The sequence below is a fragment of the Haladaptatus ordinarius genome, from assembly GCF_054177595.1.
Map to the genome: position 1 here is coordinate 1 of NZ_JBPEHH010000304.1, position 625 is coordinate 625.

The following is a 625-nucleotide window of genomic DNA, read 5'->3' on the forward strand; positions in this document are numbered from 1 at the left end:
TGGAATACGAGACGGCGGCGAAGTTCGAGATGCCAAGGTCTAGTCCAGCAGTTTCGTCACCGGGAGACTCGACCTCGATGTCGTGTTTGCACACGATGTGGAGTTCCCAGTCGTCGCCGTTCCAGACGGCTCGTACTTGGCAGACGTTCTCAACAATAACATCTGGTCGGGTTTCGATTTCGCAGAGGAGGAAGTCCGACCAGTGTTCTTTCAGGTTTCGGCCTTTGGAGAGGCGAATCCTGTTGTTCTTAGGGTCGTGTTTGAAGCCGTCTGCTTTGAACGTGACCGTGGAACGGGGGTGGTCGTCGCCGTTCTTTCGATACTTCGGTGGGTTTGCGCGGTCGTCCCCGTTTCGGCGCTTGGCGTACCAACCGTCGAACGCTTCAGCGAGTTCTTCGATGACTCGCTGACTCGACTGAGAATTGAGGTCGGCGTAGCGTTCGTGATTCTTCAGGTATGCTTTAAGCGGACCATCCTCGGGGATTGTCCCTGTTTCACTCCAGATGCGGTCGCACGTCCAGCGTGCGATGTTCCAGAGTTTCGAGGCGGCAAACCCGAGCGAGTCCAAGTCACCCTTGACCTGTTGCTGGTTCCGTATGGACGCAACGTAGCTGCGAGTGACCTG

General features: G+C 56.3%; 1 protein-coding gene. It reads right to left on the reverse strand.

Annotated elements, in window-relative coordinates; genetic code table 11:
• The coding region (locus ACR3FF_RS27310) for a nuclease/transposase family protein (RefSeq protein ID WP_472850179.1) at window positions 1–625 on the reverse strand (625 nt) is incomplete at both ends.